Genomic DNA, 14291 nt, shown 5'->3' on the forward strand with positions numbered 1-14291 from the left:
ACCATGACTCCAGGCGGTGACATGCATCAAGACCGACCCACTCCTCCAGCGCCCGCGCACCCCGGCCCCGGCATCGTCGCCACCAGCATGCGCATCGATACCGAATCCGATGTCGCGGCCGTCTGCCGCGTGGTCCGTGCCCTGGCCGAGCACATGGCATTCAGCCGCAGCGCGGCCTACTCACTCGCCACCGCCGCGTCCGAGCTGGCGACCAACCTCCTGATCCATGCCGGCGGCGGCCAACTACAGGTCGCCCCGCTCCCCGGCATGCGCGCCGGGATCGAGCTGCTGGCCGAGGACCACGGACCGGGCATCGACGACCTCAGGCTTGCGCTGACCGATGGCTACAGCACCGCCGGCGGTCTCGGCTGCGGCCTGCCGGGTGTCGAGCGGCTGATGGATCTTTGCGACATCGACTCCGTGCCGGGCCACGGTACCCGGGTCAGGGCGGTCAAATGGCGCTGAACCCTCCGCCCCTCCAGCCGTCCGTCGGTCAGGCGCTGCGTTCACACCCGGACGAGCTGCACTGTGGCGATCAACTCGGCTGGTGGACACGACCCGATCGGCTGCGCCTGGCGCTTGCCGACGGCCTGGGCCACGGACACGAGGCCGAGATCGCGGCCAGCGCGGCCATCGCCCAGGTCGCGGCCATGCCCGAGCATCACCTCGAGGAGATCTTCCTCGCCTGCGATCAGGCCCTGCGGGACACGCGCGGCGCCGCGCTCGCCATCGTCGACATCCACCCCCAGCTCGACCGACTCCGCCATGCCGCCGTCGGCAACATCCGCAGCGTCATCGCCCGCAGCGGCCTCATCAGACGCCTGAGCAGCTCCCGAGGCATCGTCGGCGCGGGCTACAGGGATCTGCGCGCCGAGTCGTTCACCATCACCGCCGGCGACTGGCTGACCCTGTTCACCGACGGGATCCAGGAGAGCGCCGAGGTCCTCAGCGGCCTCGACGATGCCACGGTCTCGGACCGTCTCGCCGAGCAGCTCATCGAGCGCTGGGCCGACGGGCACGACGATGCCGGCATCCTCATCTATCGCCATGCCTGAACCCAGAGCACCACAACACACCGGGGAACTCGGTCAGCGCTACACCGAGTTGTTACGCCGTGCCGTCTTTGCCGAGGACCCACTGGTCTCGGAGGCGGCGCTGGCCGAGGCGGCCGATCTCGGGCGCACCCTGATCGCTCGCGCCGTACCACTCGAGGAGGTCGGAGAACTCCATCACGAGGCACTCATCCACCTCGCCCGCCACCATCCCGACCTGCCATTGAGCCAGGTCGCCGGGCAGATCACGGCGCCGCTGATGGAGGCCTACATGGCCTACAGCCTCGCTTTGCGCGAGCAGCTCGAACGCCGCGCCGAGGCCATCGTGAACGCCCGTCTCGAGCAATCGCGTCGTCTGGAGGCGATCGGCACCCTGGCCGCCGGTATCGCCCACGATTTCAACAACATCCTCGGGGCCATCCTCGGCTTCAGCGAGTTGCTCGGTGACGAACTCCCCGCCGACTCGGCAGGCCGCCATCACCTTGCACACATCCAGCAGGCAAGTTTCCGCGCGCGCGACCTGATCGCCCGCATGCTCACCTTCGCACGGGCGATGGCCGACACCCCGAGCGCCGTCGAACTGGTCTCACTGACCGAGGAAACGCTCAAGCTACTGCGTGTCTCGCTACCGGCGACCATCCAGCTCGCATTCGCGCCGCCCGACCGGGACGCCTGGGTCCTGGCCGAGCCGAGCCAGCTGCAGCAGATCGTGATGAATCTTTGCATCAATGCCGCCGACGCCATCGGCGACCGACCGGGCAATATCCAGGTCACCATCCAGCCCATCGCCACCGCGGCCGGCGCAATGATCAGACTCAGGGTCGAGGACGATGGTGAGGGCATGAACGGCGAGACCCTGGAGCGGGTCTTCGACCCCTTCTTCACCACCAAGGCACCCGGCAAGGGCAGCGGACTGGGGCTATCGGTCGTGCACGGACTGGTCACCAAGCTACAGGGAACGATCGAGGTCGAGAGCACCCTCGGCAGCGGCACCCGCTTTCTCATCGATCTACCTCGCCTTTCCCACCCCGATACCACCGCGCCGCCCACCGCCACAGGAGAAGCGCCATGACCAAGATCCTGATCGTCGACGACGACGACCTCTTTCGCACCATGCTCGTGGAGATGGTGCGTCGCGAGGGCTACGAGGTCAGCGCCGTCAGCAACGGCAAAGAGGCACTCGAGCACATCGAGCACGATCGTCCGCAGCTCATCATCACCGACATCCTGATGCCGGAAATGGATGGCATCGAACTCATCATGGAGCAGAACAGGCGAGGCAACACCATACCGGTCATCGCCATCTCCGGGGGACGGCGCGCCATCAGCCTGGAGTTCAACCTGGAGTCGGCCGAACTCATGGGCGTGCGGGCGACGCTACCCAAGCCCTTCACCCGCGAACAACTCAGGAGCGCCATCACCGAGGCCCTGCAATGAGCCCCGGCGCAAGGCGGCCAGGACGTTGAACCGCAAAGTCACAAAGCGCGCCAAGGATCTCGAAAGCGGCCTGTCGTCAGTGCTCAATCGATAACGGACACGCACAGGTCGTGAGGTCAAACGGCAAGAGGACACCACAGCACAACTCACCATCGCGTTCTTTGCGGCTTTGCGGTTCAAACGACTGACGACTGGTCGCTGGTGGCTGCCAACCGACGAAGCCGTTAGACTCGGGCGGCTGAACCCTTGTCAGGATAAGGAACGGAGAGCCCATGTCGCACGCCCCCTTCCAACAGGTCGCCGAGGATGTCTACTGCATCGAGACCGGCCTCTATCGCCACGGACTGGCCGCCTGCTATCTGGTCCGCTCGAACGATCGTCTCGCCTTCATCGACACCGGCACCGATCACACCGTGCCGGCGCTGCTCGAGGTCATCGCCGAGCTGGGGCAGACCCCGGCAGACGTCGACTATGTCATCCCCACCCACGTCCATCTCGATCATGCCGGCGGCAGCGGCTCGCTGATGGCCGCCTGTCCCGAGGCGCGGCTGGTGGTGCACCCGCGCGGCGCCCCTCACCTGATCGACCCCGAGCGGCTGATCGCCGGCGCCACCGCAGTCTACGGCGAGGAGGGCTTCGCCAGCGACTACGGCACCCTGCGCCCGGTGCCCGAGTCACGCGTGATCGCCGCCGAGCACGGCCAGACCTTCCAGCTCGGCGCGCGCACCCTGACCTTCCTCGACACCCCGGGACACGCCAACCACCACGGCTGCATCCTCGACTCGCTCACCCGGGGGATCTTCACCGGCGATACCTTCGGCATCTCCTACCGCGAACTCGACACCGAGGCCGGCCCCTGGCTGTTTGCGCCGACCACCCCGGTCGCCTTCGACCCCGAGTCCTGGTTCGAGACCCTCGACCAGCTGATGGCGCTCGAACCCAAGGCGATGTACCTGACCCACTATGGTCGTGTCGATCGCCCCGCCGAGCTGGTCGGGATGCTGCGCGAGAGCATCCGCGCGCTGGCCGATCTGGCGCTGGCCGAGGAGGGACGCGATGACCCGCAGCGCGGCGAGCGCCTGACCCGGGCGGTCGCCGACTGGCTGATCAGCGGCGCGCGCGCGCACGGCGTCGCCCTCGACGAGCCCCGGCTGCGCGAGCTGCTCGCGGTCGATATCGGGCTCAATGCCCAGGGACTGGAGGTGTGGCTGAAGCGGCGCGAGAAGCGGGCCGCGCGTTGACCCCAAGGCGCCCCGCCGCAGGGTTGCGGGCGGGGCGCGGGATCAATCGACGAGCTGATAGCTGGCGCCGCAGTAGGGGCAGGTGACGCGACCGTCCGGGGCATCGGCGATCGGCAGATAGACCCGCGGATGGAGGTCCCATACCGGGGTCTCCGGTCGCGGACAGGCGAGCGGCAGTTCCGCGCGCGTGACCGCGATCGGCGCCTCTTGCTGGGGTTGACGGGTAGCGGGATTGGCCATGGATCGAACCTCCGTGATCGTGGGCGCCGTGCCCTCGACGGACACGGCGCGAGTCGCACTCAGACCAGGGTCAGCCACTCGGCGCGGGCCGCGTCGCGACCGTGGACCAGGTCGAAATAGGCCGACTGCAGCCGCTCGGTGATCGGTCCGCGGGTGCCGGCACCGATCGCCCGGCCGTCGACCTCGCGGATCGGGGTGACCTCGGCGGCGGTGCCGGTGAAGAAGGCCTCGTCGGCGATATAGACCTCATCGCGGGTGATGCGCTTCTCCACCACCTCGATGCCGAATTCCTTGGCCAGGGCGATCACGGTGCGACGGGTGATGCCGTCGAGCGCCGAGGTCAGGTCCGGGGTGTAGAGCACGCCGTCGCGGACGATGAAGACGTTCTCGCCGCTGCCTTCCATCACATAGCCCGAGGCGTCGAGCAGCAGCGCCTCGTCATAGCCGTCGCGCTGCGCCTCCTGCAGCGCCAGCATCGAGTTCATGTAGTTGCCGTTGGCCTTGGCGCGGCACATGGTGATGTTGACGTGATGGCGGGTGAAGGAGGAGAACTTCACGCGGATGCCGTTGCGCATGTTCTCCTCGCCCAGGTAGGAACCCCAGGACCAGGCGGCGACCACGCAGTGCACCTTGAGGTTGTCGGCGCGCAGGCCCATGCCCTCCGGGCCGTAGAAGCACATCGGGCGCAGATAGGCCGAGTCGAGACCGTTCTCGCGCACCACCGCGCACTGCGCCGCGTTGAGGGTGTCACGATCCCAGGGCATGTCCATGCCGAGGATGTGCGCCGAGTTGAACAGCCGGTCGGTATGTTCCTGGAGCCGGAAGATGGCCGCGCCCCGATCGGTCTGATAGGCGCGAACGCCCTCGAAGACCCCCATGCCGTAGTGCAGGGTATGGGTCAGTACGTGGGTCTGGGCCTCGCGCCAGGGCACCATCTCACCATCCAGCCAGATCAGACCGTCGCGGTCCGCCATCGTCGTCATATTCTGCTCCGTATCTCCCGGGCCCAGGCTCGGGTCCGGTCACCATAATGAGGGCCCGGGGGCCCCGATCGGTCCGCGCAAGGCGGACCCCAGATAACATGTGCGCGGCGATACCCGGCCAGGCCGGGTCGTCTCGACACCCCATTGACTGGCGCGTCTGTCGGTCCTGCGCCCGGCGACGGAACCGAGGCGCGCCCGAAACGATCGGTTCCGCCGCCCGCTCGGGGCGCGACGGACCGCTCGACAGGCCGGCGCCGGAGACGCCGGCCGATCCCCGGCCCACATCGGGACCGGACACAGACACCCGCCCGCCATCCGGTCGCGCCGGGGTCACGGTGGGAGGGGTCTGGAATGCGTGGGCAGCCGCTAGCCGCACTCCTCCATCAGCTCGCACCACAGCGCCCGGACCCGCGCGCGCTCGGCCAGCAACTGGTCGTCGGCGATGGTCTTGGGCTGTTCCTGCAGGGCGCTGCGATGATAGGCGGCACGTAAGACCTTGTAGGCCTCGGCGAGGTTCTCAGCGGTGTCTCCCGGCAGCAGGTCGATGCGTGCCAGGGTATCGAGCAGGCGGACGTTGTCGGTCCAGTCGGCGAGCTCCGGGTGATCGGCAGCCCAGCGCAGTACAGCGTATTGAACCATAAACTCGATATCGGCAATACCACCAGGACCTTGCTTGAGATCAAAGCGCCCGTCGCCGCTGCGATCGAGGTTGGCGCGCATCTTGGCGCGCATCTCGCGCACGTCGCGACGCAGCTGCTCGGGATCGCGGCGACGACAGAGGATCTCGCGGCGCACCTCGGCGAAGCGACGTGCCAGCTCGGGGTCGCCGGCGACCGGACGGGCGCGCACCAGCGCCTGATGCTCCCAGGTCCAGGCGTCCTTGTCCTGATAGGCGGCAAAGGCGCCGATCGAGCGCACCAGCATCCCCTTGCCGCCGTCCGGGCGCAGCCGCATGTCGACCTCGTAGAGCGTTCCCGAGGGGGTGCGGGTGGTCAGCATGTGGATCATCCGCTGACCGAGACGGGCGTAGAACTGCTCGTTGCTGATCTCGCGCTCGCCGTCGGTCATCGCCGTCATCGAGTCGCTGGCATGGACGAAGACCAGATCGAGGTCGGAGCCGTAGCCGAGCTCGATGCCGCCGAGCTTGCCGTAGCCGAGCACCAGGAACCCCGAACCCTCGCCGGGGATCGCGGTGGGACGACCATGACGCGCCTGCAGGTGCGTCAGGGTCAGCTCGAGCACCCGCGTCACCGTGGCCTCGGCGATCTCGGTGAGATAATCGCTGACCACCATCAGCGGGATCACCCCGGTGAGATCGGCCGCAGCCACCCGCAGCATGTTGCCCTGGGCGAACTGACGCAGCCGCTCCATCTGCTGCTCGAGGTCCTCGGGGTCGACCGGACCGAGCAACACGTCGAGTTCCTCGTCGAGTCCCTCGCGGCGCAGCGGGTCATAGAGCCGGCGCGGGTCGATCATCTCGTCGAGCAGCAGCGGCTGTCGCGACAGCCGGTCGGTGAACCAGGGACTCATCCCCGCCAGTCGCGCCAGCTGCGAGAGGATGCAGGGGTGCTCGACCAGCATCGCCAGATAGGAGGTACGCCGCGCCACCGCCTCGAGCAGGCGCAGCACCCGTTCGAGGGCGAGATCGGCGTGTTCGCTGGCGGCGACGATCGGCAGCGCCAGCGGCATCAGCTGCGCCAGACGCTCGCTGCCGCGGCGGCTCACCTTGCGCTCGATGGTGTCGCGAAAGGCATCGATGTGCACCAGCGCCGACTCGGGGCTGGCGAAGCCGGACTCGGCGAGCAGCGCAAGCGCCTGCTCGCGCTCGTACTCTCCACGCCACAGCGCCGCCAGCTCATCCTCGTGCTCGCGGTCGGCCGGCTCGTCCTCGCCGCTCGGCGGCGCGAACACCTCGTCGAAGTGGTGCTGCACCCGTTCGCGGTGCGCGGCAAGCACCGGAGCGAAGCTCGCCCAGTCGGCGAAGCCCATCGCGCGCGCCATCCGCTCGCGCGCCGCCTCGTCCTCGGGCAGGGTGTGGGTCTGGCGATCGCGCCAGGCCTGCAGCCGGTTCTCGACCCGGCGCAGGAAACAATAGGCGTCATCGAGTTCGCGCACCGCCTCGGGCGGCAGCAGCTCGCGCTCACCCAACAGCGCCAGCACCTCGCGGATCGGACGGATCTGCAACTCCGCATCGCGCCCGCCGCGCACCAGCTGGAAGGCCTGACCGATGAACTCGATCTCGCGGATGCCGCCGGGACCGAGCTTGATGTTGGCGTCCATGCCGCGCCGATACAGCTCCTTGGCGATCAGCCGCTTGAGTTCGCGCAGCGACTCGATCGCGCCGAAATCGAGATAGCGCCGGTAGACGAAGGGCCGCAGCATCGCCTCGAGCTGGGCGATGTCCTCGGCGTCACCGCACACCGCGCGGGCCTTGATCATCGCGTAACGCTCCCACTCGCGTGCCTGCGACTGGTAGTAGTCCTCCATGGCATCGAAGCACATCGCCAGCGGACCCGACTCACCGAAGGGACGCAGCCGGGTGTCGACGCGGAACACGAAGCCGTCGACCGTCTGCTGGCCGAGCGCCTGCACCAGACGCTGACCGAGCCGGGTGAAGAACTGCTCGTTGCTGAGCGCGCGCGGCCCGTCGCGCACCTCGCCGCGCTCGGGGAAGGCGAAGATGAGATCGATGTCGGAGCTGAGATTGAGCTCGCGCGCACCGAGCTTGCCCATCGCCAGCACCACCATCTCCAGGGCGCGCCCCTCGGCATCGCAGGGCACGCCGAGTTCGGCGCGGGTCCAGTCCTGGAGCTTGCCGAGCGCCTGACGGATACAGCAGTCGGCCAGTTCCGAGAGGTCCTCGAGCACCTCCTCGAGCGCGCCCTCGCCGCTGAGATCACGCCACACGATGCGCACCTGCTCGCGGCGCCGGAACAGCCGCAGCGCGCGCGCCAGCGCCTGCTCGTCGTCGACCTCGGCGAGCGCCCGGGTCAGCGCGCGATCGAGATCCCCCGGGCCATAGGCGCGGAAGAGATCGCCGCTGGCCAGCAGTTCGGCGAACATCTCGGGGTGACGCTGTACCTCCAGCGCGACGAACTCGCTGCCGTCCCACACCGCGGCGCGGGCGCGCGCGAAGACGGGGGTATCGGGCACCTCGACACCCGTCTCGGCGGCCCAGGCCAGCCAGTCCTGCCAGTGACTCTCGGTGACGGGTTCGGTGCTCATCGGTTCGTTCATCGGCGCTACAGGGTCTCGATCTGGTAGTCGGCACCGATGCGGCTTGCCGCGCCCGGCGCCAGGTTGAGGGTCTCGGAGGCGGTGTTGACCGTCTCCACGCAGAGGAAGCGGCGCGCGTCCTCGGGCGCGAGGTCGTCGGCAAAACGGTGGATCTCGGTCGCGCCCGGGTTCCACACCACCCAGGTACGGCTGCCGCGCGCGCGCACCCGGATGCGTCGCCCCAGCACCGGGTCGTCGAGCCACAGCGGACCGGGGGCGTCGAGATAGATACGATTGACCTCCTCGCCGCCGGCGCTCACCGGACCTTGCTGCCGACATGGCGCAACCGGCGCGCCCCGTGCCTTGTCCAGATAACACCGACCGTCGAGCCCGTGCAAGCGAACCCGGTCGGACGCGCCGATGCGCAGATAGGTGTGCAGCCCCTGGGTGAGCGTCCAGGGGTGATCGGCCTCGTTGCGGGTCTCCAGCGTCAGCCCCAGGGTCGCCCCGATGCGGATCTCCAGCAACAGCGCGCAGGGATGCGGCCAGGCGGCGAGGGCCCCGGACTCCGGCACCAGACGCAGCCGCACCACCCCATCGGACTGGGGCGCGCAGTCGAGTAGCCGCCAGTCGGCGGTGCGGGCGAAGCCGTGGATCGGACCGCCGTCCGGGTCGACCCCGAACCAGGGCCAGCACAGCGGGACCCCGCCCATGCGCTCGCGCCCGGGACGGAAGGCGGCGCGACTGCCGACGAACAGCAGGTCCTCGGCGCAACCGCGCGGTCGGTAGGCGAGCACCTGGGCCCGACGGACCGACACCAGCGCCTCGGCCAGCGGCGTCTCGATCCGGGCGAGCAGATCGCCCGCCGCGGTCGCGACCAGCCGCACCCCGGCGCAGACCGCCTCCCCCACCTCACCCATCAGCCCCGCCCCCACACGACGCGGACGAGCACCATCGACAGACGAGGGAAAGCGGGCACGGACATCGCGGAAACCTTCACGAATGCGGATTCGATCGATTATACGCCGCATGACGGGAGCGAGCGGCCAGCGGCCAGCGGCCAGCGGCCAGCGGCCAGCGGCCAGCGGCCAGCGGCCAGCGGCCAGGATGTTGAACCGCAAAGCCGCAAAGTACGCAAAGGATCTCGAAAGCAGCCAGTCGTCAGTGGATTACATGCGCTCTGGCTACTTGATCACTGCCATTCAGCAATCTTGGCTTGCCGAGCCGCAGGAGAAGTAAGGAGAAAAAAACCATTCACCTTCGCGTTCTTCGCGGCTTTGCGGTCCAACCTTCCGGCGGCTGACGGCTGACGGCTGACGGCTGACGGCCTGGATGTTGAACCGCAAAGCCTCAAAGTACGCAAAGGCGCTCGAAAGCAGCCAGTCGTCAATGCTCCGTGGGCGCCGGGCGTACAAACGTCGGCAGATCAAACAGCGAGGGCAGCACAGTTTATCTTCGCGCCCTTTGCGACTTTGCGGTTCAACCTTTCTCACGCCAGCCCCAAACGAAAAAGGCCCCGCCGAAGCGGGGCCTTTCTTATGGTGCGACGAGCGCGCCGGGCTTACATCATGCCCATGCCGCCCATGCCGCCCATGCCGCCCATGTCAGGTGCGCCCGGAGCGTCGTCCTTCGGCTCATCGGCGACCATCGCCTCGGTGGTGATCATCAGACCGGCCACGGAGGCGGCGTTCTGCAGCGCCGAGCGGGTGACCTTGGTCGGGTCGAGGATACCCATCTCGACCATGTCGCCGTACTCGCCGTTGGCGGCGTTGTAGCCGAAGTTGCCCTCGCCCTCGGCGACCTTGTTGAGGATCACCGACGGCTCCTCACCGGCGTTGGCGACGATCTGACGCAGCGGCTCTTCCATCGAGCGACGGGCGATCTGGATGCCGACGTTGCGATCGTGGTTGTCGTCGGAGAGATCCTTGATCGCGATCAGAGCGCGCACCAGCGCGGTACCACCACCGGGGACGATGCCCTCCTCGACCGCGGCGCGGGTGGCGTGCAGCGCGTCCTCGACGCGTGCCTTCTTCTCCTTCATCTCCATCTCGGTGGCGGCACCGACCTTGATCACGGCCACACCACCGGCGAGCTTCGCCAGACGCTCCTGGAGCTTCTCGCGGTCGTAGTCCGAGGAGGTCTCCTCGACCTGCGCGCGGATCTGCTCGCAACGGTTCTTGATGTCGATCTCGGCGCCGGCGCCGTCGATGATGGTGGTCTCGTCCTTGCCGACCTGGACCTTCTTGGCGGTGCCCAGCTCGTTGAGGGTGGCCTTCTCCAGCGACAGACCGACCTCTTCGGCGATCACGGTGGCGCCGGTGAGGATGGCGATATCCTGCAGCATGGCCTTGCGACGATCACCGAAGCCCGGGGCCTTGACGGCGCAGACCTTGACGATGCCGCGGATGGTGTTGACCACCAGGGTGGCCAGCGCCTCGCCCTCGACGTCCTCGGCGATGATCAGCAGCGGCTTGCCGGCCTTGGCGACGGCCTCGAGCACGGGGAGCAGATCACGGATGTTCGAGATCTTCTTGTCGAACAGCAGGATGTAGGGGTCATCCAGCTCGGCGCTCTGGCTCTGCTGGTTGTTGATGAAGTAGGGCGAGAGGTAGCCGCGGTCGAACTGCATGCCCTCGACGACGTCGAGCTCGTTGCTCAGCGAGGTGCCGTCCTCGACGGTGATGACGCCTTCCTTGCCGACCTTCTCCATCGCCTCGGCGATGATCTTGCCGATCGACTCGTCGGAGTTGGCCGAGATGGTGCCGACCTGGGCGATCGACTTGTTCTCGGTGCAGGGCTTGGAGAGGTTACGCAGCTCGGCGGTGGCGGCCTCGACGGCCTTGTCCATGCCGCGCTTGAGGTCCATCGGGTTCATGCCGGCGGCAACCGCCTTCAGACCCTCGCGGACCATCGCCTGAGCGAGCACGGTCGCGGTGGTGGTGCCGTCACCGGCGATGTCGGAGGTCTGCGAGGCAACCTCCTTCACCATCTGCGCGCCCATGTTCTGGAACTTGTCGGCAAGCTCGATCTCCTTGGCCACGGAGACGCCGTCCTTGGTGACGGTCGGTGCGCCGAAGGACTTCTCCAGCACCACGTTGCGGCCCTTCGGACCCAGGGTCACCTTGACCGCGTCGGCGAGGACGTTGACGCCCTCCATCATGCGGGCGCGGGCGTCACCACCGAACTTCACGTCTTTTGCAGTCATTGTCTAGCTTCCTCGAGTATGAATTCTGGTCGTATCGGAATGGATGCGGGGGAGCGCTCGGCTCAACCCTCGACGACACCCATGATGTCGTCCTCGCGCATCACCAGGAACTCCTGGCCGTCGAGCTTGACCTCGGTGCCGGAGTACTTGCCGAACAGCACACGGTCGCCGACCTTGACGTCGAGGCCACGGGCCTCACCGTTGTCGAGGATCTTGCCGTTGCCGACAGCGACCACCTCGCCCTGGATCGGCTTCTCGGTGGCCGAGTCCGGGATCACGATACCGGCGGCGGTGGTGCGCTCTTCCTCCATGCGACGGACAACGACGCGATCATGCAAGGGACGGATGTTCATTCAAGGGCTCCTCGTAACGGTTGAGAAGTGGATCTATCTGTATCTAGAGCGCCACAGCGGTGGTGACCGGAGGTCTGTTAGCACTCACCTGAAACGAGTGCTAATAGTAGAGACAAAATCCATGCTGTCAAGGGTCCGATGACGGGGCGATCTCGACTGCGGAAGGCAGAGACCACAACGCCGGAGCAAGGGCTGGGGGTGGCGGCGGAGAGGCGGGCGGCGAGCGGCGGGCGGCATCGTCACGACCGGAGCCGTGACGATGCGCGAGAGGGGCGCGGATCAGTCCTCGCGACGGTAGTCACCCTCGATGACGCGGGGTTCGTCGGGCGAACGGAAGGGGTCCTGCCCCTGCACCGTGGTCACCGAGATCCCGCGCACGTAGCGCAACACCAGCGCCCGGCGCAGCGGCGGCACCAGCAGCAGGAAGCCGACCACGTCGGTGAGAAATCCGGGCAGCAGCAGGAAGAGTCCGGCGACCAGCAACAGGGCGCCGTCCATCATCTCGAGCGCGGGCACCTCACCGCGGTCGCTCAGCTCGCGGACCCGCAGCAGCACGCCGAAGCCCTGGTGACGGACCAGCCAGGTCCCGATCACCGCGGTGAGGATCGACAGCATGATGGTCGACAGGGCGCCGATCTCGGAACCGACCTCGATCAGCAGATAGATCTCGATCAGCGGCAGCCCGATGAAGAGCACAAGAAAAAGCAGCACGGCGTTAGTCTCGATCAGGGTGGAAGACCAGGATCCCGGGGACCGGGACCGGCGAGCGCCCGCGCCAACCGGGCAGCGGGCATATCGGCCCTCCCGCGACCCGAGGTCGGGGAGGCGACTGGAGGAAGGACGGCAGCATAGCCATGCCCTGCAGCATAGTGCATCGCACGCCCCGAATGGAACCGGCGACGGTCAGCGGTGACAAGGCGCCAGTTCCCAGCTGCCAGCTCCCAGCTGCCAGTCGCCAGCTCCCAGCCTCCAGTAAGGAAAGCCAGGAGCTGACAGCTAGGGCTGACGACTGACCGCTGGCGGCTGGCGGCTGGCGGCTGGCGGCTGGCAACTGGCGGCTGGCAACTGGCGGCTGGCAACTGGCGGCTGGCGGCTGGCGGCTGGCGGCTGGCGGCTGGCGGCTGGCGGCTGGCGGCTGGCGGCTGGAAGCCATATTGACAGCACGCGCCGGCGCCACTCAGGATGCCGCAACACCCCGGCGTGAACCATCGGCGGACGCGGCGCACCAAGAAGGATCAGGCCATACCCGCAAGGAGACCCAGAGCATGCACCCGGACCCCCGCCATCACCTGTTGCTGTGCACCTGTCCCGATGTCGCCCAGGCGACCCGGCTCGCCGAGCAGCTGGTCGAGGAGGAGCTGGCCGCCTGCGTCAATCTGGTCCCCGGCCTGACCTCGATCTATCGCTGGGCGGGCGAGATCGCGCGCGAGCGCGAGGTCCTGCTGCTGATCAAGACCAGCGCCGAGCGCAGCCGGGCGCTCATCGACCGACTCGCCGAACTCCACCCCTACGAGACCCCGGAGGCGATCGCCGTCCCCATCACCGAGGGGCTCGCCGACTATCTGAACTGGATCGACACCGCCACAGGAGCGCACCGCTGATGTCCCGCCTCGCTCACCTGTCACGTCACCTGCCGCTGCTCGTGCTGCTCGCGCTGCTGCTCCCGGGACTCGCGGCCCAGGCCCGCGACGACTTCCTGCTCCCGGATCAAGCCTTCCAGCCCAGCGCCGAGGCCATCGACGCCGACACCCTGAAGGTGCGCTGGCGCATCGCCGAGGGCTACTATCTCTACGCCGCCAAGTTCGCCTTCACCACCGACACCGCCGGCATCACCCTCGGTGAGCCGGTACTGCCCGAGCCCGAGATCAAGCAGGACGAGTTCTTCGGCGAGGTCGGCATCTATCGCGACACGGTCGAGATCACCCTGCCCGTGACGCGCTCCGCCGCGGCCCCCGAGGTGCTCACCCTGGAGACCACCTCACAGGGCTGCGCCGACGCCGGACTCTGCTATCCGCCGCATCGCCAACGCGTCCAGGTACGCCTGCCCGCACCGCCGGCCGCCGCGCCGGCCCCGGCGATCCCGCTGCCCGGACTCGATGCCGGCGCCGGCATCAGCCGCGCCCTCGGCCTCGACGACGAGGAGATCCTCACCGTCGACCAGGCCTTCGACCTCCAGGTCGAGGTGCTCGGCCCCGAACGGGTGCGGCTGCACTGGGAGATCGCCCCCGGCACCTATCTCTATCGCGACCTGGTCGAGGTCGCGCTCGACGACGCGCGGCTCGCGCTCGAGCAGCCGGCGCTGCCGCCGGGCGAGATCAAGCACGACTCGGTGCTGCCCGACGGCAGCATCGGCGACGTCGCCGTCTATCACGACCGTCTCACCCTCGACCTGAGCCTGCGCCGCGCCACCACCGAGGCGCTCGACACCACCCTGGTGGTCGGCTACCAGGGCTGCGCCGAGCGCGGCATCTGCTACCCGCCGCAGACCCGCACTGTGGCGCTCGCCCTCCCCGCCGGCGGCAGCGCCGCACCCCTCGCCGTCGCGCCGGCGCCGGCCACGCCCG

Annotated in this window: 14 protein-coding genes; 7 read left to right on the top strand and 7 right to left on the bottom strand. The window is 68.2% G+C overall.

All coding sequences use genetic code 11. From position 1 onward, the window contains the following. Positions 1-21 precede the first annotated feature (21 nt). The 5 genes from EBL85_RS11065 to EBL85_RS11085 all read left to right on the top strand — a co-directional run bounded on the left by EBL85_RS11065 (position 22) and on the right by EBL85_RS11085 (position 3730). Positions 22-465 (top strand): anti-sigma regulatory factor, encoded by a 444-nt coding sequence (locus tag EBL85_RS11065; RefSeq protein WP_200189437.1) that lies wholly within the window; start codon positions 22-24, stop codon positions 463-465. Next, positions 456-1055 (top strand): SpoIIE family protein phosphatase, encoded by a 600-nt coding sequence (locus tag EBL85_RS11070; RefSeq protein WP_123139289.1) that lies wholly within the window; start codon positions 456-458, stop codon positions 1053-1055. Before EBL85_RS11065 ends, EBL85_RS11070 begins: the two co-directional genes overlap by 10 nt. After that, complete coding sequence (locus tag EBL85_RS11075; protein WP_123139288.1) at positions 1048-2124, top strand: sensor histidine kinase; 1077 nt, start codon at positions 1048-1050, stop codon at positions 2122-2124. Before EBL85_RS11070 ends, EBL85_RS11075 begins: the two co-directional genes overlap by 8 nt. Then, positions 2121-2489: a response regulator gene (locus tag EBL85_RS11080; protein WP_062275779.1), complete on the top strand. Its 369-nt coding sequence runs from the start codon at positions 2121-2123 to the stop codon at positions 2487-2489. Before EBL85_RS11075 ends, EBL85_RS11080 begins: the two co-directional genes overlap by 4 nt. A 272-nt stretch (positions 2490-2761) precedes the next feature. Further along, complete coding sequence (locus EBL85_RS11085; RefSeq protein WP_123142938.1) at positions 2762-3730, top strand: MBL fold metallo-hydrolase; 969 nt, start codon at positions 2762-2764, stop codon at positions 3728-3730. A gap of 42 nt (positions 3731-3772) precedes the next feature. On the opposite strand, the gene EBL85_RS11090 is transcribed toward EBL85_RS11085, so the two are convergent. From EBL85_RS11090 to EBL85_RS11125, 7 genes are all read right to left on the bottom strand, one after another. Continuing rightward, on the bottom strand, positions 3773-3970 hold the full coding sequence (locus EBL85_RS11090) for a zinc-finger domain-containing protein (protein ID WP_062277069.1): 198 nt from the start codon (positions 3968-3970) through the stop codon (positions 3773-3775). A gap of 59 nt (positions 3971-4029) precedes the next feature. Then, a complete protein-coding gene (locus tag EBL85_RS11095; RefSeq protein ID WP_123139286.1) occupies positions 4030-4953 on the bottom strand; it encodes a branched-chain amino acid transaminase in 924 nt (307 codons plus the stop codon). Between the two features lie 366 nt (positions 4954-5319). Further along, positions 5320-8178, bottom strand: coding sequence for a bifunctional [glutamate--ammonia ligase]-adenylyl-L-tyrosine phosphorylase/[glutamate--ammonia-ligase] adenylyltransferase (gene glnE / locus EBL85_RS11100; protein ID WP_369964135.1), 2859 nt, complete (start codon positions 8176-8178; stop codon positions 5320-5322). Positions 8179-8195: 17 nt separating this feature from the next. After that, on the bottom strand, positions 8196-9089 hold the full coding sequence (locus EBL85_RS11105; RefSeq protein ID WP_190288071.1) for a D-hexose-6-phosphate mutarotase: 894 nt from the start codon (positions 9087-9089) through the stop codon (positions 8196-8198). A 641-nt stretch (positions 9090-9730) separates the two neighbouring features. Next, complete coding sequence (groL, locus tag EBL85_RS11115; protein WP_123142942.1) at positions 9731-11374, bottom strand: chaperonin GroEL; 1644 nt, start codon at positions 11372-11374, stop codon at positions 9731-9733. A 62-nt stretch (positions 11375-11436) separates the two neighbouring features. Next, complete coding sequence (gene groES / locus EBL85_RS11120; protein WP_005221801.1) at positions 11437-11727, bottom strand: co-chaperone GroES; 291 nt, start codon at positions 11725-11727, stop codon at positions 11437-11439. Positions 11728-12006: 279 nt separating this feature from the next. Continuing rightward, positions 12007-12438: an FxsA family protein gene (locus tag EBL85_RS11125; protein WP_123139282.1), complete on the bottom strand. Its 432-nt coding sequence runs from the start codon at positions 12436-12438 to the stop codon at positions 12007-12009. A gap of 554 nt (positions 12439-12992) precedes the next feature. Here EBL85_RS11125 and cutA point away from each other — a divergent pair. Further along, entirely contained in the window at positions 12993-13328 is a 336-nt protein-coding gene (gene cutA / locus EBL85_RS11130) for a divalent-cation tolerance protein CutA (RefSeq protein ID WP_123139281.1), read from the top strand. Further along, positions 13328-14291, top strand: a 964-nt coding sequence (locus EBL85_RS11135) for a protein-disulfide reductase DsbD (protein ID WP_255419398.1), incomplete at its 3' end; no start/stop codon positions are given. The genes cutA and EBL85_RS11135, both read left to right, overlap by 1 nt.

Source organism: Marichromatium sp. AB32, from assembly GCF_003718675.1.
Taxonomy (GTDB): domain Bacteria; phylum Pseudomonadota; class Gammaproteobacteria; order Chromatiales; family Chromatiaceae; genus Marichromatium; species Marichromatium gracile.

Excerpts from the sequence above, each read along its gene's own strand:
- EBL85_RS11070 (WP_123139289.1), top strand. The coding sequence starts at position 456 with ATGGCGCTGAACCCTCCGCCCCTCCAGCCGTCCGTCGGTCAGGCGCTG.
- EBL85_RS11085 (WP_123142938.1), top strand. The coding sequence starts at position 2,762 with ATGTCGCACGCCCCCTTCCAACAGGTCGCCGAGGATGTCTACTGCATC.
- EBL85_RS11090 (WP_062277069.1), bottom strand. The coding sequence starts at position 3,970 with ATGGCCAATCCCGCTACCCGTCAACCCCAGCAAGAGGCGCCGATCGCG.
- groL (WP_123142942.1), bottom strand. The coding sequence starts at position 11,374 with ATGACTGCAAAAGACGTGAAGTTCGGTGGTGACGCCCGCGCCCGCATG.
- EBL85_RS11105 (WP_190288071.1), bottom strand. The coding sequence starts at position 9,089 with ATGGGTGAGGTGGGGGAGGCGGTCTGCGCCGGGGTGCGGCTGGTCGCG.
- groES (WP_005221801.1), bottom strand. The coding sequence starts at position 11,727 with ATGAACATCCGTCCCTTGCATGATCGCGTCGTTGTCCGTCGCATGGAG.
- EBL85_RS11095 (WP_123139286.1), bottom strand. The coding sequence starts at position 4,953 with ATGACGACGATGGCGGACCGCGACGGTCTGATCTGGCTGGATGGTGAG.
- glnE (WP_369964135.1), bottom strand. The coding sequence starts at position 8,178 with ATGAGCACCGAACCCGTCACCGAGAGTCACTGGCAGGACTGGCTGGCC.
- EBL85_RS11065 (WP_200189437.1), top strand. The coding sequence starts at position 22 with ATGCATCAAGACCGACCCACTCCTCCAGCGCCCGCGCACCCCGGCCCC.
- EBL85_RS11080 (WP_062275779.1), top strand. The coding sequence starts at position 2,121 with ATGACCAAGATCCTGATCGTCGACGACGACGACCTCTTTCGCACCATG.
- EBL85_RS11075 (WP_123139288.1), top strand. The coding sequence starts at position 1,048 with ATGCCTGAACCCAGAGCACCACAACACACCGGGGAACTCGGTCAGCGC.
- cutA (WP_123139281.1), top strand. The coding sequence starts at position 12,993 with ATGCACCCGGACCCCCGCCATCACCTGTTGCTGTGCACCTGTCCCGAT.